General features: G+C 66.1%; 13 protein-coding genes. 6 read left to right on the top strand and 7 right to left on the bottom strand.

Annotation, left to right across the window (positions count from 1 at the left end):
- The first annotated feature begins 3 nt into the window (after window positions 1-3).
- The 5 genes from glgB (at window position 4) to H7F35_RS14655 (ending at window position 10,269) form a co-directional block, all read left to right on the top strand.
- Window positions 4-2,178 carry a 1,4-alpha-glucan branching protein GlgB gene (gene glgB / locus H7F35_RS14675; RefSeq protein ID WP_187113555.1) on the top strand — a complete coding sequence of 725 codons (2,175 nt, stop codon included), beginning with the start codon at window positions 4-6 and terminating at the stop codon, window positions 2,176-2,178.
- Window positions 2,179-2,437: 259 nt separating this feature from the next.
- A complete protein-coding gene (glgX, locus tag H7F35_RS14670) occupies window positions 2,438-4,537 on the top strand; it encodes a glycogen debranching protein GlgX (protein ID WP_187113554.1) in 2,100 nt (699 codons plus the stop codon).
- Between the two features lie 79 nt (window positions 4,538-4,616).
- Window positions 4,617-5,915 (top strand): glucose-1-phosphate adenylyltransferase, encoded by a 1,299-nt coding sequence (glgC, locus tag H7F35_RS14665; protein WP_187113553.1) that lies wholly within the window; start codon window positions 4,617-4,619, stop codon window positions 5,913-5,915.
- A gap of 17 nt (window positions 5,916-5,932) precedes the next feature.
- Window positions 5,933-7,402, top strand: coding sequence for a glycogen synthase GlgA (gene glgA / locus H7F35_RS14660; protein ID WP_187113552.1), 1,470 nt, complete (start codon window positions 5,933-5,935; stop codon window positions 7,400-7,402).
- 383 nt (window positions 7,403-7,785) lie between these two features.
- Window positions 7,786-10,269: a glycogen/starch/alpha-glucan phosphorylase gene (locus H7F35_RS14655; RefSeq protein WP_187113551.1), complete on the top strand. Its 2,484-nt coding sequence runs from the start codon at window positions 7,786-7,788 to the stop codon at window positions 10,267-10,269.
- A 149-nt stretch (window positions 10,270-10,418) separates the two neighbouring features.
- On the opposite strand, the gene H7F35_RS14650 is transcribed toward H7F35_RS14655, so the two are convergent.
- From H7F35_RS14650 to H7F35_RS14635, 4 genes are all read right to left on the bottom strand, one after another.
- On the bottom strand, window positions 10,419-10,889 hold the full coding sequence (locus tag H7F35_RS14650) for an ExbD/TolR family protein (RefSeq protein ID WP_187113550.1): 471 nt from the start codon (window positions 10,887-10,889) through the stop codon (window positions 10,419-10,421).
- A gap of 36 nt (window positions 10,890-10,925) precedes the next feature.
- Window positions 10,926-11,621, bottom strand: coding sequence for a MotA/TolQ/ExbB proton channel family protein (locus H7F35_RS14645; RefSeq protein WP_187113549.1), 696 nt, complete (start codon window positions 11,619-11,621; stop codon window positions 10,926-10,928).
- Window positions 11,622-11,644: 23 nt separating this feature from the next.
- The gene (gene dapB / locus H7F35_RS14640; protein ID WP_261803685.1) at window positions 11,645-12,409 is read right to left on the bottom strand and encodes a 4-hydroxy-tetrahydrodipicolinate reductase; all 765 of its coding nucleotides are present in this window, start codon (window positions 12,407-12,409) and stop codon (window positions 11,645-11,647) included.
- A 173-nt stretch (window positions 12,410-12,582) separates the two neighbouring features.
- Window positions 12,583-13,146 carry an outer membrane protein assembly factor BamE gene (locus H7F35_RS14635; protein WP_187113547.1) on the bottom strand — a complete coding sequence of 188 codons (564 nt, stop codon included), beginning with the start codon at window positions 13,144-13,146 and terminating at the stop codon, window positions 12,583-12,585.
- 89 nt (window positions 13,147-13,235) lie between these two features.
- Here H7F35_RS14635 and fur point away from each other — a divergent pair, with 89 nt between their 5' ends.
- On the top strand, window positions 13,236-13,655 hold the full coding sequence (gene fur / locus H7F35_RS14630; RefSeq protein ID WP_056584276.1) for a ferric iron uptake transcriptional regulator: 420 nt from the start codon (window positions 13,236-13,238) through the stop codon (window positions 13,653-13,655).
- Window positions 13,656-13,673: 18 nt separating this feature from the next.
- Here the strand turns inward: fur and hprK are convergent, their stop codons facing one another.
- From hprK to hpf, 3 genes are all read right to left on the bottom strand, one after another.
- Window positions 13,674-14,633 carry an HPr(Ser) kinase/phosphatase gene (gene hprK, locus H7F35_RS14625; protein WP_187113546.1) on the bottom strand — a complete coding sequence of 320 codons (960 nt, stop codon included), beginning with the start codon at window positions 14,631-14,633 and terminating at the stop codon, window positions 13,674-13,676.
- Between the two features lie 99 nt (window positions 14,634-14,732).
- Window positions 14,733-15,200, bottom strand: a complete 468-nt coding sequence (locus H7F35_RS14620; RefSeq protein ID WP_124458504.1) for a PTS sugar transporter subunit IIA — start codon at window positions 15,198-15,200, stop codon at window positions 14,733-14,735.
- A 186-nt stretch (window positions 15,201-15,386) separates the two neighbouring features.
- Window positions 15,387-15,716 carry a ribosome hibernation-promoting factor, HPF/YfiA family gene (gene hpf, locus H7F35_RS14615; RefSeq protein WP_081270768.1) on the bottom strand — a complete coding sequence of 110 codons (330 nt, stop codon included), beginning with the start codon at window positions 15,714-15,716 and terminating at the stop codon, window positions 15,387-15,389.
- Between the last annotated feature and the right edge of the window lie 56 nt (window positions 15,717-15,772).

The raw sequence follows: 15,772 nt of genomic DNA, 5'->3' as shown, positions 1-15,772 counted from the left end.
ACCATGCCCCAGAAGCTTCTGCTGCCCGAATCCGAAGTCCGCGCGCTGATGCGCGCCGAGCATGGTGATCCCTTCGCCGTGCTCGGCCCCCACGAGACGCGCGAAGGACTGGTGGTGCGCGCCCTGATGCCCGGCGCGCAGAGCGTGGCGGTGATGCATTCGCGCACCGGCTGGCCGCTGGCGATGCTCACGCGGCTGGAAGACTCCGACGTGTTCAGCGCGCTGGTGCCGGCGGCGGAGGCCCGGCTGGGCTATTCGTTCCAGGTCGACTGGGGCACGCACAGTTCGCGGCTGCAGGACCCGTACCGTTTTCCGTTCGTGCTCGGCGACACCGACGTGTGGTTGCTGGCCGAGGGCACGCATCTGCGGCCCTGGGAACGGCTGGGCGCGCATCTGCGCGAGATCGACGGCGTCAAGGGCGTGGCCTTCGCGGTCTGGGCGCCGAATGCGCGGCGGGTGTCGGTGGTCGGCGACTTCAACAACTGGGACGGCCGGCGCCACATGATGCGGCTGCGCCGCGAGTGCGGTGTGTGGGAAATCTTCGCGCCGCACGTGGCCACCGGCGACGCCTACGAGTTCGAGATTCTTTCCGCGCAGGGCGAGGTGCTGCGCAAGGCCGACCCCTTTGCCTTCTCGTCGCAAATGCGGCCCGATACCGCCTGTGTCGTGGCGCCGCTGCCCGCGCCGGTGGCCATGCCCGAGGGCCGCGCGCAGGCCAACGAACGCCATGCGCCGATCAGCATCTACGAGGTGCACCTGGGTTCGTGGCGCCGCAAGAACGGCCACGAATGGCTGGACTACCGCGAGCTGGCCGACACGCTGGTGCCGTATGCGCGGGACATGGGTTTCACGCACATCGAGCTGCTGCCGATCAGCGAGCATCCTTTCGACGGGTCGTGGGGTTACCAGCCGATCGGGCTGTATGCGCCGACCTCGCGCTTCGGCACGCCGGGCGACTTTCGCCATTTCGTCGAAGCCGCGCATGCGGCCGGACTGGGCGTGATCCTCGACTGGGTGCCCGCGCACTTTCCCACGGACGCGCACGGCCTGGGTCGCTTCGACGGCACGGCGCTGTACGAGTACGCCGATCCGCGCGAGGGTTTTCACAACGACTGGCAGACGCTGATCTTCAATTACGCGCGCACGGAGGTGCGCAACTACCTGGTCGGCAATGCGCTGTACTGGCTGGAGCGCTATGGCGTGGACGGCCTGCGGGTGGATGCGGTGGCATCGATGCTGTACCGCGACTACAGCCGCAAGGCAGGCGAGTGGATACCGAATTCGATCGGCGGGCGCGAGAACCTGGAAGCGATTGAATTCCTGCGCCGCATGAACCGCGTGGTGGGCACGGAGCGACCGGGCGCGGTGACGCTGGCCGAAGAGTCGACGAGTTTTCCGGGCGTGACGCGGCCGCCGGAAGACGGCGGTCTGGGCTTTCACTACAAGTGGAACATGGGCTGGATGAACGACACGCTGGCGTATGCGGGCACCGACCCGGTGTATCGCAAGCACCATCACCAGCAGATCACGTTCGGCCTGATGTACGCGCACACCGAGAACTTCGTGCTGCCGCTGTCGCACGACGAGGTGGTGCACGGCAAGGGCTCGATGATCGGGCGCATGCCGGGCGACGAGTGGCAGAAGTTCGCGGGCCTGCGCAACCTGTATGGCTATCTCTGGGCGTATCCGGGGAAGAAGCTGTTGTTCATGGGCGGCGAGTTCGCGCAGTTTTCCGAGTGGGATGCGGACCGTGGGCTGGACTGGCATCTGCTGGAACATGCACCGCATCAAGGGGTTCGGCGGCTGGTGCGCGACCTGAACAACGTGTACCGGCACTTTCCCGCGCTGCACGAGCTGGACAACGAGGCTGCGGGGTTCGAGTGGATCGTGCATGACGATGCGGACCAGTCGGTGTTTGCCTTTGTCCGGCGGGCGCGCGACGGGTCGTTCGTGATTGCGGTGTGCAACTTCACGCCTTTGCCTCGGCATTCGTATCGGCTGGGGGTTCCTGTGGCGGGGGCTTATCGCGAGATCATCAATACGGATAACGCTGTGTATGGCGGGAGCGGTGTCGGCAACGGGATCGTCGAGAGTTCTGCTGTGCCTTGGCATGGGAAGACGGACTCTGTGTCCGTGAGCGTGCCGCCGTTGGGGACTGTGATGTGGGTGTTGGTTTGAATTCGGGCGGCCCTTTTGTTCGGTCGACGGGGGCGCGGCGACGGGTGCTGCATGCCCGGTCGACCGACGTCACCGGCCCTTCGGGCTGCCCTGCGCTGCTCACGACAGGCGGGGTCTCGCCCAAACTCGCTTCGCTCAAACAAGGGCGAGCCCTGATCCGCCTGTCGCTGCGCTGCTCGGCGGTGCCTCAACGGCCGACCAGGCATGCAGCACCCGCCGCCGTGGGCACGGTGGTGTTCTGTTCCTCCGCGTTTGGGTCATGCTGAGTATTGGGACGCCCTTTCCGCTGGGGGCGTCGCCTTCGTCGAGCGGCGTCAACTTTGCGCTGGTTGCGCCTGGTGCGGAGGCTGTTGAACTCTGCCTCTTCGATGGGACGGGGGCGCATGAACAACAACGCCTGCGGCTGCCCGCGTGCACCGATGGGGTCTGGCATGGGCTGTTGCCCAGTGGGCGGGCGGGGCTGGTCTATGGCTATCGCGTTCAGGGTCCGTGGGCACCGCATGAGGGGCAACGCTTCAACCCTGCGAAGCTGCTGCTCGATCCGTATGCGCGGGAGATCGTGGGGCGCTATGACGGGAGCGCGCTGTTTCTGGGGCATGACCCTGCCCGGCCGGATCAGCGGGATGCGCGGGACAACGGAAGCGTCGCGCTCAAGGGGCGCGTGGTGGCGGCCACGGGCACGACGACGACACCACCGGGACACGCGCGCATCGCCGCCGGCGAGCGCGTGCTTTACGAGTTGCACGTTCGCGGCCAGACGCGGTTGCATCCGGGCGTGCCGGCTGCGCTGCGCGGCACCTATGCCGGCCTCGGCGAGCCTGCGGTGCTCGACCACCTGCAGCGCCTTGGCGTCACCACGCTGAGCCTCATGCCCGTGCAGCACCGCGCCGACGAGCAGCGGCTGCTGGCGATGGGCCTGAGCAACTACTGGGGCTACAACACCATCGGCTGGTTCGCGCCCGAGGTGCGCTACTGGAGCGGGCGCCCCGGCACCACGCCCGCGAGCGAATTCCGCGCGATGGCCGATGCGATGCATGCGCGCGGCATGGAGCTGGTGATCGACGTGGTCTACAACCACAGCGCCGAGAGCGACGAGGTCGGCCCCACACTCTCAATGCGTGGCATCGACAACGCCTTGTACTACCACCTGCGCGAAGACGACCGCGCGCTCTACGAAAACTGGGCCGGCACCGGCAACTGCCTGAACCTTGGCGAGCCCCGCGTGCTGCAGCTCGTGATGGACAGCCTGCGCTACTGGGCTTGCGAGATGGGCGTCGATGGCTTTCGCTTCGACCTTGCGCCGGTGCTGGGGCGCGGCGCGGCCACCGGCTTCGATCCGCGTGCGCCGTTCTTCGCGGCGATCGCGCAAGACCCGGTGTTGTCGCGCACGCTGCTGATCGCGGAGCCGTGGGACATCGGCCCCGGTGGCTATCGCCTCGGTGAATTCCCGCCGGGCTGGCTCGAATGGAACGACCGCTTCCGCGACACGCAGCGCGGCTTCTGGCTGCGGCAGGAGCATGACGACAAGGCAGACCTTGGCGACTTCGCGCACCGCTTCACGGCTTCGAGCGCGCAGTTCGCGCACCACGGCCGCGCGCCGACTGCCAGCATCAACTTCATCACCGCGCACGATGGCTTCACGCTGCGCGACCTCGTGAGTTTTGAAGAACGCCACAACCTCGCCAACGGCGAGAACAACCGCGATGGGCATGCCCACAACCTGAGCAACAACTGCGGCGTCGAAGGCGCAAGCGACGGCCCTGCGGTGCTCGCATTGCGTCTTCGTCTGCGGCGCGCGCTGCTGGCCACGCTGATGCTCTCGCAGGGCACGCCCATGCTGCTGGCGGGCGACGAACTGGGGCACAGCCAGCAGGGCAACAACAACGCCTATTGCCAGGACAACGAGACCACCTGGCTGGCATGGGTCGGCGCATCCGACCCGTCCGGCGACGCGGCACAGATGAGCGCCTTCGTGGCCCGGCTCGCGGCCCTGCGCCGTGAAGCGCCCGCCTTGCGCAGCACGCATTGGTGGCCCGCCGAACCACCGCCGGGAACAGCGCCCGGCATCCGCTGGCTTCGCCCCGATGGCGAGCCGATGACACCGGACGACTGGCGCCTGGGCACGACCCTTGCAATCCTCTTCGGGAATGCTGCAACGAGCGAGGGCGACAACGACAAACAGGGCGCATGGCTGGTGATGCTGAATGCGGGTGCGGAGACGGTGTCCTTCAACCTGCCGGCGGGTGCGTGGCACGGCTGCCTTGCCACCGATCCCGGGCTCGATGCGGGCGGCGCGCCACAGGCGCTCGATGGCACGGCACAAGTCCCCTTTTCGAGCCTCTTGATTGCAAGAACGTAGGAGCCAGCCTCACGCCGCGGTGCTAGTCTCGATGCAGAAACTCTGACGACGGATTCCAACGAACGAACGGAGACACAGGATGGACAAGCAGCACACCACGCAGGAACCCCTGCAGGCTCATCAACTGGTCCGCCGCACCATCGCCCTGGTGCTGGCCGGCGGCAGGGGCTCCCGCCTCAAGCAGCTGACCGACCGGCGCGCCAAGCCGGCCGTGTACTTCGGCGGCAAGTTCCGCATCATCGATTTCGCGCTGTCGAACTGCCTGAACTCCGGCATCCGGCGCATGGCGGTGGTCACGCAGTACAAGTCGCATTCGCTCATGCGCCATCTGCAGCGCGGCTGGAGCTTCCTGCGGGCCGAACTGAACGAAATGGTCGACGTGCTGCCCGCGCAACAGCGCGTGGGCGACGAGCACTGGTACCGCGGCACGGCCGACGCGGTGTTCCAGAACCTGGACATCATCCAGACCCGCTCCACCAAGCACGACTACGTGGTGGTGCTGGCCGGCGACCACATCTACAAGATGGACTACTCGATCATGGTGAAAGACCATGCCGAGCGCGGCCTGGGCTGCACGGTCGGCTGCATCGAGGTGCCGCGCATGGAAGCCACGGCCTTCGGCGTGATGGCCGTCGACGACGGGCGCCAGATCACGGCCTTCCTCGAAAAGCCGGCCGACCCGCCCGCCATGCCCGGCCACCCCGACCTGGCGCTGGCGAGCATGGGCATCTACGTGTTCGACTCCGAATACCTCTACCAGCTGCTGGAGGAAGACAGCGTCAACCCCGATTCGAGCCACGACTTCGGCAAGGACATCATTCCGCGGGCCGTGGCGCAGGGGCGTGCGCTGGCCCATCCCTTCACCATGTCGTGCGTCACGCGGGCTTCCCGCGGGCCGGGCGCCAAGGCCTACTGGCGGGACGTGGGCACGATTGATGCATTCTGGGCGGCCAACCTCGACCTGGCCTCGATCACCCCGGAGCTCGACATCTATGACACCGACTGGCCCATCTGGACCTACCAGCGGCAACTGCCACCGGCCAAGTTCGTGCTCGACCGCGAGGGCAAGCACGGCATGACGGTCAACACCATCGTGTCGGGCGGCTGCATCGTCTCGGGCTCCAAGGTCAGCAGCTCGGTGCTGTTCTCGGGCGTGCGCATCCATTCCTTCTGCGAGATCAACGAAGCCGTGCTGCTGCCCGACGTGGAAGTCGGCCGAGGCGCCCGGCTCAGCAAGGTGGTGATCGACCGCGCCTGTGTCATACCGGACGACATGGTGATCGGCGAGGACGCCGCAGCCGATGCCGCGCGCTTCGAGCGCACCGAAAACGGCGTGGTGCTGGTCACGCGCGAAATGCTCAAACGATTGGCAGCCTGAGGCCGCGACGACCCACGATGCGAATCCTCCAGGTCAGCGCCGAAATCTTTCCCCTGCTCAAGACCGGCGGCCTGGCGGACATCGCCGGCGCCCTGCCCATCGCGCTCATGGCCCAAGGGCAGGACGCGCGCGTGCTGCTGCCGGGCTTTCCGGCCATCGTGGCCGGCGTGCGCGATCTGGTCCCGCTGGCCGAATTCACGGCGCCGTGGGGCGATCGCTTTGGCTTGCGCGTCGGCCACATCGCCATCGACGGCGCGCCGCCGATCCCGGCCTATGTGATCGATGCACCGGCGCTCTATGACCGCCCCGGCAACCCCTACGAGGAAACGACGCGCCAGCCCTACAACGACAACCACCGCCGCTTCGCCCTGCTCGGCTGGGCTGCGGCACAACTCGCGCAGGGCCTGGACCCCGACTGGCAGCCCGAGGTGGTGCACGCCCACGACTGGCATGCGGCGTTGGCCCCCGCGTACCTTGCCTTCGCGCGGCAGGCCGGCCGGCCGCATGTGGGCAGCGTGTTCACCGTGCACAACTTGGCCTACCAGGGCGTGTTCGCGCCCTGGCACTTCGCCGAGCTGGGCCTGCCCGGTCCCGCTTTCCACATGAACGGACTCGAGTACCACGGGCAGGTGTCGTTCATGAAGGGCGGGCTCTACTTCGCCGACCGGTTGACCACGGTGAGCCCGACGTACGCGCTGGAGATCCAGACGCCCGAACAGGGCGTCGGGCTCGACGGGCTGCTGCGCCAGCGCAGCAGCGTGCTCAGCGGCATCCTCAACGCGGTCGACGACCAGGTCTGGAACCCCGCAACCGACGCCGCGCTGGTGCAGGGCTATCACACGCCCGAAGGGCGCCACATGGCGGGCAAGGCGCGCTGCAAGTCGGTGCTGCAGCACCAGCTCGGGCTGGCCGAGCGGCCGGATGCGCCGCTGTTCATCGTCGTGAGCCGACTTACCGAGCAGAAGGGCCTGCATCTGGTGCTTGGCGGCATCGACGCGCTGCTGGCACAGGGCGGCCAGTTGGCGCTGCTTGGCAGCGGTGAAGCATGGCTCGAAGAAGCCTTTCGCCAGCGCGCGGCGGCTGCGCCGCAGTCGGTCAGCGTCACCATCGGCTACGACGAGGCTCTTGCGCATCAGCTCTTCGGTGCCGGCGACGTGACGCTGGTGCCGTCGCTCTTCGAGCCCTGCGGCCTCACGCAGATGTACGGCCTGAAGTACGGCAGCCTGCCGCTGGTGCGCCGCGTCGGCGGGCTGGCCGACACGGTGGTCGACAGCACGCTGGAAGACATGGCCAGCGGCGAGGCCACCGGCTTTGTGTTCGACCATTTCGACGATGCCGACTACGCACGCGCCCTGCGCCGCGCCTTCGCGCTGTATGACCGCGCGCCCGACTGGCGCCGCGTGCGAGGCAATGCCATGCGGCGGCCGGCCGACTGGGGCACTGCGGCGGCGCAGTACATCGACGTTTATCGGCAGGCACTGGGATGACCGGTTGCCTTTCTGTTCGTCGCATTGTGTTTGGCGTGCGCTCTTCAGGGCACTGCTGTTCAGGGCGTCGCTCACGCCGACACGGTGCTCTTTTTCGCGAATGTCCCCCGCTTCGCTCCTCCTTTATTTCGCGAAAAAGAGCCCCGTATCGACGTGAGCGTTGGACAGAGCAGTCGTTGATCAGCGGTACACCAGCAGCGTGTCCATGTGCGAATGACGCCGGGTGCTCCCCGCAGCGAAATAAAGGAGGAGCGAAGCGGGGGACATTCGCACAGGGGAGCTCCCGGTGTCATTCGCACTCGCCCCGAATGAACCCGTCTTGAACAGCAGCGCCTGAAAACCCAAGCAGCCAGCAAACACCACTCACCCCGAGAACGCCCACCATGACGATCAAAGACTTCGCCTACGACCACCCCGACCGCGACGTCGCGGCCTTCAAGCGCGCCGTGGCCAACAAGCTGATCTACGCGGTCGGCAAGGACCCCGTCGCGGCCAGCCAGGACGACTGGCTCAACGCCACCTCGCAGGCCGTGCGCGACCAGTTGGTCGAGCGCTGGATGATGACCACGCGCGCCAACTACGCGCAGGACCTCAAGCGCGTCTACTACCTCTCGATGGAGTTCCTGATCGGGCGCACCTTCACCAATGCGCTGCTGGCCGTGGACCTGTTCGACACCGTGCGCGAGGCGCTGGCCGACTTCGGCGTCGACATGGACGCGCTGGCCGAGCGTGAGCCCGACGCGGCGCTGGGCAATGGTGGCCTGGGTCGGCTCGCTGCGTGTTTTCTCGATTCGATGGCCACGCTCGGCGTGCCTGGCATGGGTTACGGCATCCGCTACGAATACGGCATGTTCCGCCAGCGCATCGTCGATGGCCAGCAGGTCGAGACACCCGACTACTGGCTCACGCGCGGCAACCCGTGGGAGTTCCAGCGGCCCGAGGTCAACTACCGCGTGCGCTTCGGCGGCCATGTGCAAAAGCGCGAAGGCATCAACGCACCGTACGGCGCGGCCGACTGGGTCGACACGCACGACGTGCTGGCCGTGGCCTACGACACCATCATTCCGGGCTACGGCACGCAGGCCACCAACACGCTGCGGCTGTGGTCGGCGCGCGCCACCGAAGAGATCGACCTGTCGGCCTTCAATCGCGGCAACTACATGGGCGCGGTGGAAAGCAAGAACCAGTCGGAGAACGTCTCGCGCGTGCTCTACCCCGACGACTCCACGCCCTCGGGTCGCGAGCTGCGGCTGCACCAAGAGTACTTTTTCTGCAGCGCGAGCGTGCAGGACCTGCTGCGGCGCTACCTGCGCAACCACAAGACCTTCGACCAGCTGTCGGAAAAGGTCAGCATTCACCTGAACGACACGCACCCGGTGCTCGCGGTGCCCGAGCTCATGCGCCTGCTGCTCGACGAGCACGGCCTCGACTGGGACATCGCGTGGGCGCACACGCAGAAGGTGTTCAGCTACACCAACCACACGCTGATGCACGAGGCGCTGGAGACCTGGCCGGTCGAGATGCTGGGGCGCATATTGCCGCGGCACTTGCAGATCATCTACGACATGAACGCGAAGTTCCTGGCCGCGGTGACGCAGAAGGTCGGCAACGACGTCGAGCTGATGCGCCGGCTGTCGCTGGTCGACGAAGCGGGCGAGCGGCGCGTGCGCATGGCCTACGTGGCGGTGCTGGCGAGCCATTCGATCAACGGCGTGTCGGGGCTGCATTCGGAGCTGATGAAGCAGTCGATCTTTGTCGACTTCGACAAGATCTTTCCCGAGCGCTTCAACAACAAGACCAACGGCGTCACCCCGCGTCGCTGGCTGGCGCAGGCCAACCCGCCGCTGGCCGCGCTGCTCGACCAGCGCATCGGCAAGGGCTGGCGACGCGACCTGTCGCAGCTCGAAGCGCTCAAGCCGATGGCCGCGCAGCCGGCCTTCGTGCGTGCGTTTCGCCATGCCAAGCGCGAGAACAAGCTGCGGCTGGCCAACTGGGTCGAGCAGCACCTGAAGATCGACATCGACACGGACGCGATGTTCGACGTGCAGGTCAAGCGCATCCACGAATACAAGCGGCAATTGCTCAACGTGCTGCATGTGGTGGCGCGGTATCACCGCATCCTCGATGCACAGGCCGCCGGCACGCCCATCGACATCGTGCCGCGCGTGGTGGTGTTCGCGGGCAAGGCGGCTTCGGCCTATGCCATGGCCAAGCTGGTGATCCGGCTCATCAATGACGTGGCGAGCACCATCAACGCCGACGCGCGGGTGGGCAAGCTGCTCAAGGTGGTGTTCTTGCCGAACTACAGCGTGAGCCTGGCCGAGATCATCATGCCGGCGGCCGACCTGTCGGAGCAGATTTCCACCGCGGGCACCGAGGCCTCGGGCACCGGCAACATGAAGTTCGCGCTCAACGGCGCGCTCACCATCGGCACGCTGGACGGGGCCAACGTGGAGATGCGCGAGAACGTGGGGCCGGAGAACATCTTCATCTTCGGCAACACGACGCCGGAGGTGGCGGACATCCGCGCACGGGGCTACCAGCCGCGCGACATCTACGAAGAGAACGCGGAACTCAAGCGTGTGCTCGATGCGATCCGCGACGGGGCGTTCTCTGCCGCCGAGCCTGCGCGCTACCAGGGCATCTACGACGCGCTGGTGAACTGGGGCGACCATTACCTGCTGCTGGCGGACTATGCGAGCTACGTCGCGAAGCAGGCCGAGGTGGATGCGCTGTACCGCGACTCGGATGCGTGGACGCGGATGGCCGTTCTGAATGTGGCGGGGATGGGGGCGTTTTCATCGGACCGCACGATTGCGCAGTACGCGCATGAGATCTGGCACACCAAGCCAGTGGTGCTGGGCTGAGTCTTTGGACTTCGGTATTTCTCCCTCCCCTCCCGGGGGAGGGCCGGGGTGGGGGCACGACGGCGTCAACGTCATTGCAGCATCAGATGCGGGGGCAGCCCCCATCCCAACCTTCCCCCGGAGGGGGAAGGGGCAAGACCAAGACAGGGTCAGCGGGGCTTTTCGGGGGCCGCTTCGGCCTCGGTCACAAAGCCGATGCGACTGAGCCCCGCCTTGTTCGCAATACCCATCAGCGTGACCACCTTGCCGTATGGCACGGTCTGGTCGGCGCGCAACTGCACCTCTGTGTCCTTGCTGTCGGTAGCGGCTTTTTCCAGGCGCGTCGCCAGTTCTTCGTCGGTCACAGCCTGGTCGTTGAGGAAAACCTTGCCCGAGGCATCGACGGAAAGGCTCACGAACTTCGGCGCGTCATTGGGCTGGCCCGCATCGGTCTGCGGCAGGTCGAGCTTGATCGAGCTGGCCATCAGCGGCGCGGTGATGATGAAGATCACCAGCAGCACCAGCATCACGTCGACCAGCGGCGTGACATTGATGTCGGACAGCGGCCGCTGCGCACCCGCGCCCATCGCACGCCCGCCGCCGCCAGCGCTACTGCCCAGTGAAGTGCGACCGAAGGCCATGGTTGGTGTGCTGCGCGTGTTGTGTGTCTTGCCGGCTCAGACCGGCATCGGCCGCGCTGGCGGCGGTGCGGCGGGCTTCGGGGCTTCGCCGAAGCTGCCGAGCAGGTCGTGCGCGAAGCCTTCGAGTTCGGCTTCGATGCGGCCGATGACGCGGCCGAACACGTTGTAGGCCAGCACGGCCGGAATGGCGACCGCCAGGCCGAAGGCCGTCATGACCAGCGCCTCGCCAACCGGCCCGGCCACCTTGTCGATGGTGAAGCCGCCGGTCTGCCCTGCGATGCCCGACAGCGCACGATAGATGCCCCAGACGGTGCCGAGCAAACCGACGAAGGGCGCGGTGGCGCCGACCGTGGCAAGAAGGATCTGCCCTGCCTGCAGGCGCCGCAGCGCGCCGTGCAAGGCGTCGCGCAGGACGCGGGTGAGTTGCTGGTTGCGGTCGCCCGTGGCGCCCAGAGTGCCGCCTGCCGAAGCGGTGGCTGCGCTCTTGATGGCAGACACGGTGGGCGAGACGAGCATCGCGCGGTCGAAGGTCTTGAGCTTCTGCTCGGCGTCGGCCAGCGTGGACGACTGCCAGAACGCGGCAATGCTGCGCAGCACGTCGCGCGTGCCGCCGCGCAGCAGCCAGGCTTTCCAGAGGATCACGACCCAGCTCGCGATCGACATCGCCAGCAGCAGCGCCGCCACCGCACGGCTGACGCCGTCGCCATGGGTCAGCAGTTCGAGCACGCTCATCGGCGGTCCTTTTTATCGGCGGATCAACGCAGGCCGAGCACGTCGAACATGTCGAACAGGCCCGCTTTCTGGCCGCCCAGGAAATGCACTGCGCGCAAGGCGCCCTGCGCATAGGTGACGCGGCTCGATGACTTGTGGGTGATCTCGATGCGCTCGCCGATGCCCGCGAACAGCACCGTGTGGTCGCCCACGATGTCGCCGCCGCGGATGGCCGAGAAGCCGATGGTCGAGGGGTCGCGCTCGCCCGTGATGCCTTCGCGGGCGTAGACGGCGCATTCCTTCAGGTCGCGGCCCAAAGCGTCGGCGATCACTTCGCCCATCTTGAGCGCGGTGCCCGAAGGCGCATCGACCTTGAAACGGTGATGCGCCTCGATGATCTCGATGTCGTAGCCGGTCGACATGGCCTTGGCCGCCATCTCGAGCAGCTTGAGGGTGACGTTGACGCCCACGCTCATGTTGGGTGCCATCATGATGGCGATGTCTTTCGCGATCTCGGCGATCTCGGCTTTTTGCGCATCGCTGAAGCCGGTGGTGCCGATCACCGCCTGCACACCCAGTTCGCGGCACACTGCGAGGTGCGCGAGCGTGCCTTCGGGGCGGGTGAAGTCGATGAGCACCTGCGCGTCTTTCAGGCCCGTGCGCAGGTCGGAGACGATGGGCACGCCGCTATCGAAACCCAGGAAGGCGCCGGCATCGGTGCCGAGGGCCGGGTTGCCAGCGATGTCGAGCGCGCCGGCGAGGCGGCAGTCCGGCGCATTGCGCACGGCTTCGATCAGCATGTGGCCCATGCGGCCCGAAGCCCCGGCGATCGCGACGCGGCGCGATGCGGGGGAAGAAGAAGAGGAAGAAATGGATTCAGTCACGCGGATTCAGTCTTCAGAATGGCCATGAGGCCACTGGCATTCATGGACACGGGACGGACGCCGCCTGACTCGGCGGGCGCCGCCCGCTGCTGGTGCGCTCAGCGCGCGGCTTCGAGCGGGGGGTAGGCTGCGGGCAACGGCGGCAGGCTGGCAGAAGCGGCGGCATCGGCCTTGTCGCTCTTGTCGTCCTTGGCGGGCGCGTATTTCTTCAGATCGTCTTCGGAGGCTTCGAGCGGCGGCACCTTGCCGGTTTTCTTGCGGGTGTCGAGCGTGGCGACGAAGTCTTCTTCGCTGGGCATTTCGTCGCCCTCGAAGCGGTCCATCAGTTCGCCGTTGAAGAACACGGTCAGGTGGCGCTCTTGCGGCTCGACGCCCTGGCGGCGGATGGTGAAGACGTAGTCCCAGCGATTGGTGTGGAACACGTCGCTCAGCAGCGAGGTGCCAAGGACTTCACGCACTTGCTGGCGGGACATGCCGGGCTTGAGCACCGCGACCTGTTCCTTCGACACGAAATTGCCCTGCACCACTTCGACTTTGTAAGGGGTGATGGACGACAGTGCGCCACGCGTGCGATCGCTGAAACTGCTGCAGGCACCCAGGAGGAGCGTCGCGGCGACGGCAGCAACCAGCAGCCAGGGACGGCGTTGGAGAATGGCAGGCATGGGAGGAAAGGGGGTAGCGATATGATCGGCCATTGTAGCGGCTGACCCTTTTCAGGGCCTTTGCCGCAGCCCAGGGCGCAGGAACCAACATGGCCAATATCGACGAACTCAAGAATACCGGCCTGAAGGCCACACTGCCACGCCTGAAGATTCTCGAAATCTTCCAGACCGGCAGCCAACGGCACATGACGGCCGAAGACGTGTTTCGCGTGCTGCTCAACGAACATTCGGACATCGGCCTGGCGACGGTGTACCGGGTGCTGACGCAGTTCGAGCAAGCCGGCATCCTGGAGCGCAGCCACTTCGAAAGCGGCAAGGCGGTCTACGAGCTGAATGAAGGCACGCACCACGACCACCTGATCTGCACCTCGTGCGGTAAGGTCGAGGAGTTCTACGACGCCGAGATCGAACGCCGCCAGCAGATGATCGCCAAAGACAAGGGCTGGATCCTGCAGGACCACGCCATGTCGCTCTATGGCCTCTGCGGCGACTGCGTCAAGAAGCGCTGAGCTGCCAGAAAGACGGCGTCAGTCGCCGTCGCGCCCGTTTTCCATCGCCTTGTGGTGGCGCGCCACAAAATCCGCATAGGTGTCGATGCCGCGCAGCTGCAGGATCGAGTTGCGCACGGCCGCCTCGACCAGCACGGCGATATTGCGCCCCGCCACCACCTGAATGATGACTTTGCGCACCGGGATGCCCAACACGTCTTGCGTGAGCGGCGCCGACGGCATGCGCTCGTAGTCGCGCTCGAAGCTGTCGCGCCGCACGAGGTGCACGATGAGCTTCAGGCGCATCTTCCGGCGCACCGCCGTCTCGCCGAAGATCGCGCGGATGTCCAGCAGGCCGATGCCTCGCACTTCCAGCAGGTTCAGCAGCAGGTCGGGGCAACGCCCTTCGATCGTGTTCTGGTTGATGCGGTAAAGATCGACCGCGTCGTCGGCCACGAGGCCGTTGCCGCGCGAGATCAGCTCCAGGCCCAGCTCGCTCTTGCCCAGGCCCGACTCGCCCGTGATCATCACGCCCATGCCCAGGATGTCCATGAACACGCCGTGCATCGAGGTGCGCTCGGCGAAGTGCTTGGACAGGTAGGCGCGCAGCAGGTCGATCACGAAGGCCGACGACTCGCGCGTGGCAAACAGCGGCAGTTGGGCGCGCTCGCAGATCGACAGCAGTTCGTCGGGCGGCGTCTGGCCGTCGGCCAGCACCAGCATCGGTGGCTCCAGCGTGACGATGCGGGCGATGCGGCGGGCGCAGTCTTCCTGGCTGCCGCGCGTCAGGTAGGCCACCTCGCGCGCGCCCAGGATCTGCACGCGGTACGGGTGGATGTAATTGAGGTAACCGACCAGATCGGCGGCCGACTGGGCACGGCTGATGACTTCGGGGTCGAACTGGCGCTCTGAAGCACCGAGCCCTGCGAGCCATTCCCAGCGGAGCGACCCGCGGAACTCCTCGAACATGGCATCGGCGCTGATGACGGTCGGCTTCATGCGTTCAGGAGACGGCACTCACGCGCCGGCATTTTCTTGTGATTGACGAAGGCAGCAGCAACGCAGCTTAGCAGCAGCTGCGTGTGCCAACGCATGCGCTCAGGCGACTTGGGTCGACTGCCAGCCGGCGATGAGGCCGTGCAGAACGGCCGCATCGGTGCTGGACTTGATCTGTTCGCGCAGGCTGGCGTCGCTCAGCAACTCGGCGATTTCAGAGAGGATTTCGAGGTGCTTCTGCGTGGCGGCTTCCGGCACCAGCAGGAAGATCAGCAGTGCCACCGGCTGTTCGTCCGGGGCATCGAAGCCGATCGGATTGGCCAGCTGGAACACCGCGGCCATCGGTGCCTTCAGGCCCTTGATGCGGCCATGCGGAATGGCAACACCATGGCCCAGACCGGTGGAGCCGAGGCGCTCGCGCGCAAACAGGCTGTCGGTGATGAGGGCACGGCCCAGGCCGTGAAGGCTTTCGAACAGCAAGCCGGCTTCTTCAAAAGCACGTTTTTTGCTGGTGGCGTCAACGCTCACGAGCACTTGAGCGGGCGGCAGGATGGACGCGAGGCGATTCATGGTGGGTGCAGAGCGGGCGCGATTATGCACCCGCTTGGTAAAAACCCCCAGTCCCCCTATCTACTTTTTGTTTACATGTTGCCTTGAGGCCTCGTACGCCTCGTAGGGACTTGCAAAGCCCCAGCACGACAGTCGGAAAACAAAAAGCCGCCCGAAGGCGGCTCGTGGCTTGAGCCCCCGGGGCTCTTACATCAGGCGCTTGGGCGCCGCGTGATGGTGATCCTGCAGGCGGTCCTTGTGACGCACCACCTGCCGGTCGAGCTTGTCGACCAGTTCATCGACCGCAGCGTAGAGATCAGCGTGGCTCGACTCCGCGAACATGTCATTGCCCTTGACGTGGATGTTGCATTCCGCCCTTTGGCGGCGTTCCTTTTCCTTCTGCTTTTCCACCGTGAGGATCACCTTCACATCGACCACCTGGTCGAAGTGCCGTGTGATCCGGTCCAGCTTGCTCGTGACGTAGGTGCGCAAGGCAGGTGTGACGTCGAGGTGATGACCGCTGATCGTCAAATTCATGAATGACCTCCTGGAATTAACGGTTGGGGAAATGACCCCGCTCCGGAATGGAGCGT

The organism is Variovorax sp. PAMC26660 (assembly GCF_014302995.1).
Taxonomy (GTDB): domain Bacteria; phylum Pseudomonadota; class Gammaproteobacteria; order Burkholderiales; family Burkholderiaceae_C; genus Variovorax.
Note: the sequence above shows the minus strand (reverse complement) of the source record. Positions and strands in the feature narration are given on the sequence as shown.

Coding starts and splice junctions, on each gene's coding strand:
- glgB (WP_187113555.1), top strand. CDS start 4: ATGCCCCAGAAGCTTCTGCTGCCCGAATCCGAAGTCCGCGCGCTGATG.
- glgX (WP_187113554.1), top strand. CDS start 2,438: ATGCTGAGTATTGGGACGCCCTTTCCGCTGGGGGCGTCGCCTTCGTCG.
- glgC (WP_187113553.1), top strand. CDS start 4,617: ATGGACAAGCAGCACACCACGCAGGAACCCCTGCAGGCTCATCAACTG.
- glgA (WP_187113552.1), top strand. CDS start 5,933: ATGCGAATCCTCCAGGTCAGCGCCGAAATCTTTCCCCTGCTCAAGACC.
- H7F35_RS14655 (WP_187113551.1), top strand. CDS start 7,786: ATGACGATCAAAGACTTCGCCTACGACCACCCCGACCGCGACGTCGCG.
- H7F35_RS14650 (WP_187113550.1), bottom strand. CDS start 10,889: ATGGCCTTCGGTCGCACTTCACTGGGCAGTAGCGCTGGCGGCGGCGGG.
- H7F35_RS14645 (WP_187113549.1), bottom strand. CDS start 11,621: ATGAGCGTGCTCGAACTGCTGACCCATGGCGACGGCGTCAGCCGTGCG.
- dapB (WP_261803685.1), bottom strand. CDS start 12,409: ATGGGCCACATGCTGATCGAAGCCGTGCGCAATGCGCCGGACTGCCGC.
- H7F35_RS14635 (WP_187113547.1), bottom strand. CDS start 13,146: ATGCCTGCCATTCTCCAACGCCGTCCCTGGCTGCTGGTTGCTGCCGTC.
- fur (WP_056584276.1), top strand. CDS start 13,236: ATGGCCAATATCGACGAACTCAAGAATACCGGCCTGAAGGCCACACTG.
- hprK (WP_187113546.1), bottom strand. CDS start 14,633: ATGAAGCCGACCGTCATCAGCGCCGATGCCATGTTCGAGGAGTTCCGC.
- H7F35_RS14620 (WP_124458504.1), bottom strand. CDS start 15,200: ATGAATCGCCTCGCGTCCATCCTGCCGCCCGCTCAAGTGCTCGTGAGC.
- hpf (WP_081270768.1), bottom strand. CDS start 15,716: ATGAATTTGACGATCAGCGGTCATCACCTCGACGTCACACCTGCCTTG.